4 protein-coding genes are annotated in these 5,043 nt (G+C 50.8%); all 4 read right to left on the minus strand.

Features of this window, described 5'->3' with window-relative positions; all coding sequences use genetic code 11:
- Positions 1-293 precede the first annotated feature (293 nt).
- Positions 294-1,691, minus strand: a complete 1,398-nt coding sequence (locus JIG41_RS01515; protein WP_063529315.1) for an aldehyde dehydrogenase family protein — start codon at positions 1,689-1,691, stop codon at positions 294-296.
- The gene (locus tag JIG41_RS01520; RefSeq protein ID WP_063529314.1) at positions 1,688-3,328 is read right to left on the minus strand and encodes an acetolactate synthase large subunit; all 1,641 of its coding nucleotides are present in this window, start codon (positions 3,326-3,328) and stop codon (positions 1,688-1,690) included. The genes JIG41_RS01515 and JIG41_RS01520 overlap by 4 nt, the downstream gene beginning before the upstream one ends.
- Before the next feature lie 339 nt (positions 3,329-3,667).
- The gene (locus tag JIG41_RS01525) at positions 3,668-4,081 is read right to left on the minus strand and encodes a helix-turn-helix transcriptional regulator (RefSeq protein WP_199524168.1); all 414 of its coding nucleotides are present in this window, start codon (positions 4,079-4,081) and stop codon (positions 3,668-3,670) included.
- 43 nt (positions 4,082-4,124) lie between these two features.
- Positions 4,125-5,043, minus strand: a 919-nt coding sequence (locus JIG41_RS01530) for a cation diffusion facilitator family transporter (RefSeq protein ID WP_199524169.1), incomplete at its 5' end; no start/stop codon positions are given.

Genomic DNA, 5,043 nt, shown 5'->3' on the forward strand with positions numbered 1-5,043 from the left:
ATTGAAGGAAATTTCCTAATCCATTGAACCAAGTAACCATTAACCTGTTCCCAAAAATCTCACCAGCCCCCACCTAACTTCAGGTTAAACCTTCCCCTAACCGGAAGGTCAAGAGAAGTCGATAGATTTTTTGTATGATATGTGACCGTATAACAAGTATACCACCCCAAATAGAACCTGAATGATTCGACATAACTGTTCCTTACGACTACCTTATCCATTCCAGATCGAAACCCCAGAGTCACGATTCAAAAAGTCACAATGCCATACAAGAGACGATGATAGCTCAGTTTCTAGTGCTGTTCGCCAGGAAGTTTAATCACGACCATTTTTTCTTCGCTCATGTCGTGCATGGTGTAGGCGATCCCCCCGACGTTGTAGCCCGATTGCTTACGCCCGGCAAAAGGCATCCAATCCACACGAAAGGCCGTGTGGTCGTTAACCATAACAGCTGCTGCTTCCAGCTCATGCTGTGCTCTTAAGACTACATTGAGGTTATCGCTAAATACCGATGCCTGGAATGAATACGGCACATCGTTGGCTCTGGCGAACGCTTCTTCGATGTTATCGTAGCTATACACGCAAACCACCGGCCCAAAAATCTCAAGCTGCGACACCTTCAGTGAGTCATCAGGATTATAGATTACTGTGGGTGCATAGAGTGTTTCAGAAAGTGCTTTGCCGCCGCATAAAATGTCTGCGCCGTTAGCCTTGGCTTCTTCAACCCATTCTTCGACTCGTTTGCATTCGGCTGGACGAATCAGTGGTCCACAGTCGGTATTAATATCGCGAGCATCACCAACTACCAATTGTTCCGCGTGCTCAGCCAACTGAACGGCAAGCCGCTTTGCAATACTCTTATGCGCATAAATTCGCTGTACCGAAACGCAAACTTGACCTGAGTGATAAAAACCACCTTTGGCCAGCAAAGGAATCATCGAACTAAAATCTGCTGTTTCATCCACGACGACGGGAGCTGCGCCACCATGCTCCAGTGCACAACGCGTACCGGGTGCTAGCTGACTGCGCAGGTACCACCCAACTTTGGCTGAGCCTATAAAAGAGAAAAAAGCGGTACGTGGATCACTGACTAGGCGCTCAGAATATTTACGATCAGCCACAAAAAAACGACACCACTTTTCGTCAAGCCCTGCTTCATGCAGTAACTGTACAAAACGCTGCGCACTTAACGGGGTATCGTTTGCTGGTTTTATCATAACTGGGCAACCCACTGCCACTGCAGGTGCGACTTGATGCACGATTAAGTTGAGTGGGTGATTAAAAGCAGAGATTGCCACGACTGGACCAATGGGTTCCCTATAGGTGAAAGCCATACGTCCTGAACCCGCCGATGTTAAATCCATTGGGATTTGATTACCCCTAAGGTGCAATAGTTCTTTTACGCAAAGCTCCACTCCATCAATTGCACGGGTCACCTCCACCTTGGCATCTTTAAGCGGTTTGCCACCTTCACTGGCAATCAATAAGGCTAGTTCATCCGCTTCTTGGCGCATTAGTTCTGCGCAACGCATAAGAATAGCGCTACGTTCATGAGCTGCCAGATGCTGAGACTTATCTTTGTGCAAATCACTAGCTTGCTGAAGATAGGCATCCAACTCGCTCCACTCAGTCTTTTCTACTTCACCTATAGGTTCTTGATTAAGAGGGTTTAGGACAGTAATTTTGCTCATAATAGACACGCCTTGGCTGCAAGCTCATCAATAAGGACCCGTTGATTTTCTGAATAGTCTACTGGCACGTCTATAAGGTGAACACCACCTTCATTGAAGGCTTTATCAAAAGTACCAATGAATGAATCGGCACTTTCTATACGATGCGCTTTAGCACCATATGATTCGGCATATCGCACAAAATCGGGGTTGTTAAACTCCAAGCCCCAATCACTAAAGCCTGCATCTTGCTGTTTCCAGCGGATCATGCCATAAGAGCTATCATTGAGTATCATTACAACCAAATTTAGTTTCAAGCGTAATGCGGTCTCTATCTCTTGAGAATTCATCATAAAACCACCATCACCACAGATGGATAATACTCTTTTTTCCGGGTTAAGCATGGCCGCCATCATAGCAGAAGGTAGACCAGCACCCATTGTTGCCAGTGCATTATCCAACAGCACAGTATTAGGTTTATATGCTTTATAATTACGGGCATACCAAATTTTATAAACACCGTTATCAAGTGCAATAATGCCCTCCTCTCCCATGACCTTACGGGTATCAGCCACAAATCGTTGCGGCATCAGTGGGAACGCATCACTCTCGCTTTCTTCGGCCACATGGGCTTCGATTTCCTGACGGATACGTTTAAAGTAATCCATTTCGGCACAACGCCAGCCCTCTAGTTTTTGGCTGAGGCGCTTAACCGAACGGCCGATATCGCCTACAACTTCCAATTGTGGGAAGTACACCTCATCAACCTGTGCCGCACGATAATTAAGATGAATCACCGTCTTCCCTTCCGGCGTCATAAAAAAGGGCGGTTTTTCAACTACATCATGACCAATATTAATAACCAGGTCGGCACGCTCAATCGCGCAGTGCAGGTAATCACCGGTGGATAGCGCTGCGGTTCCCAAAAAATATTCGCAACGCTCATCTATTACCCCTTTACCCATTTGCGTATTGAAGCAGTAAATGCCGGTACTCTCCGCGAATTTAACCAGCGCCTCACAGGCACTCTGACGATTCGCTCCGGCCCCCAGTAAAAGCAGTGGCATTTTCGCTTGCTTAATCAAAGACACAGCCTGGTCCAGAACCGCGTCGTCAGCCACCGCATAGTGACGTACACTAGGCTCTAGCACACAGGTATCAGTTTCTTCAGCCGCAATATCTTCCGGTAGCTCGAGTAAAATAGCGCCCGGGCGTTCCTCTTCTGCGCGACGAAACGCTTCTCGTACCAGCGAAGGAATGGTATTGCCGTGAACAATTTGTTTGCTCAATTTACAAATAGGTTCAAACAGTTTCACCACGTCTATGATCTGAAATTGCCCTTGCTTTGATTTTTTTATCGGCTTTTGCCCGGTGATCATGATCAAGGGGAAGGCGCCTAAGTGCGCATACGCAGCAGGCGTAGCAAAATTCGTCGCGCCAGGGCCTAGTGTGGCCATACAAACCCCTGCTCTACCCGTTAAACGGCCATAAGTGGCAGCCATAAATCCAGCGCCCTGCTCATGACGAGTTAATACCAGTTCAATGCTCGATGTCCGCAGAGACTCCAGTACGTCAAGATTCTCTTCTCCAGGGACAGCGAAAATATGTTTAACACCTTCTTTTTCCAATGCTTTGACTAAGAGGTCTGAGGCTTTCATAAATTCTCCTTTGAATTTTTCTGCTGTGAATTGGTTTAATTGATTTATTGAAACTCAGTTAATGCTTCGACTCAGGATACAGATCATCCATTGGGCAGGATTTACCACTGTTTTGCACAATTCGGACATGATAGCGTTCAAGTATGTCCTTACGCCTTTCGGATACCCCGTAGACAAATAATAACACACATGAAGATATGTTCAAGTGTTTATTTTTAGAGTGCTTTTTGCTTGGGGTCTTCTAGGCATTCAGCAAGGCGCGCCGGTGTCTCTCTAGATTAATAGCCAAAAAAAGCCTACCCCTTGAAGGCGTAGGCCGGCGCGCACTCACATGTTCAGTCAATCGTCGTGTCTGTCCTCCGAAATGTGAACCGCCATGTCCTGGAGTACCTGGCTGACGTGCTGGTCGGCAATGCCGTAGAAGATGTGCTTGGCTTGGCGCTCGCCGCGCACGAGGCGCTCGCCGCGCACGAGGCGCTCGCCGCGCACGAGGCGCGCGCCGCGCAACAGGCGCAGGTGATGGCTGACCAAGGACTGCGACAGGTCTAGCGAGCCAGCAATGTCGCCCACTGCGACCGATCCGCGCATGCACTGCAACAGGATTTTCAATCGCGATTGGTCGCCCAGCAGGCGGAAGGTCTCTGCCAGAACAGCGACGTCACTTTGCGATAGTGCGAGGACATCAGTGGTCGTGCCGTGGTTAGAGGTCGAACATTGCACAATAGCGGCGCTGGTGGTTTTGCGGGATGTCATGGATTCAAACCCTCAAGTGAACTGCGAACCGTCTAGCACGGCCTCAATGCTTGTGACCGGGAGCGGAGTGGTCATGGTCATGATTGTGCTCACTGTGGTCGTGGCCGCTGTGGTCCTGACGGCCTGTCGTGGGTTGCAGGCTGCAGATGTTCTCGTCAGCCTCCGAGTTCCAGTCGATTCCGACTGTGGCGTGTTCGATGCTGAACTGCTCTCGCAGCACCGCCTCGACGCGCTTGACCACAGCTCGCGCCTCCTCGTCCACGTTGGGTCGAACGTGTAGCGTGGCCATCGTGCGACCGGAAGTGAGTTGCCACACGTGAACATGGCTGACAGCCGCCAGGCCGGGCACAGTGCTCATCAGGCCTTGTTCCACCTTTTCCGGCGAAGCGTCCTCTGGCGCACCCTCCAACAGGATATGGATCGACTTGGCCAGGAGCTTCCAGGCGCTGCGCAGAATCAACGCCGCTACTAGAACCGACAGGATGGGGTCGATCGGAGTCCAGCCGGTGAAGTAGATGACGATCGCTGCAACGATGGCGCCGACAGAGCCGAGCAGGTCACCCATCACGTGGAGGATGGCACCTTTCACATTGACGTGATCGGTTTCTCCGCGGGTCATGATCCACAACACCAGAACGTTTACCAACAATCCAAGCACGGCGACGATCATCATCGGGCCGGCGAGGATGACGGGCGGCGCCTGCAGCCGCTCCCACGCCTCGTAGGCGATCCATGCCACGATCACAAAGAGCGTCACAGCGTTCAGGAAGCCGGCGATGACCTCGAACCGAAGGTAGCCAAAGGTGCGCTTGCTGTCAGCTGGTCGGCGCCCGAACCGGAATGCCGCGTATGCCAGAGCCAGCGCTGCTGCATCGGTCAGCATGTGGCCCGCATCGGCCAGAAGGGCCAGCGAGCCCGACAGCACGCCGCCGACAGCCTCCACGATCATGAAGCCGAAGATC

It is taken from the genome of Pseudoalteromonas sp. bablab_jr011, from assembly GCF_016464045.1.
GTDB classification, from domain to species: Bacteria; Pseudomonadota; Gammaproteobacteria; order Enterobacterales; family Alteromonadaceae; genus Pseudoalteromonas; species Pseudoalteromonas lipolytica.

Coding starts and splice junctions, on each gene's coding strand:
- JIG41_RS01515 (WP_063529315.1), bottom strand. CDS start 1,691: ATGAGCAAAATTACTGTCCTAAACCCTCTTAATCAAGAACCTATAGGT.
- JIG41_RS01520 (WP_063529314.1), bottom strand. CDS start 3,328: ATGAAAGCCTCAGACCTCTTAGTCAAAGCATTGGAAAAAGAAGGTGTT.
- JIG41_RS01525 (WP_199524168.1), bottom strand. CDS start 4,081: ATGACATCCCGCAAAACCACCAGCGCCGCTATTGTGCAATGTTCGACC.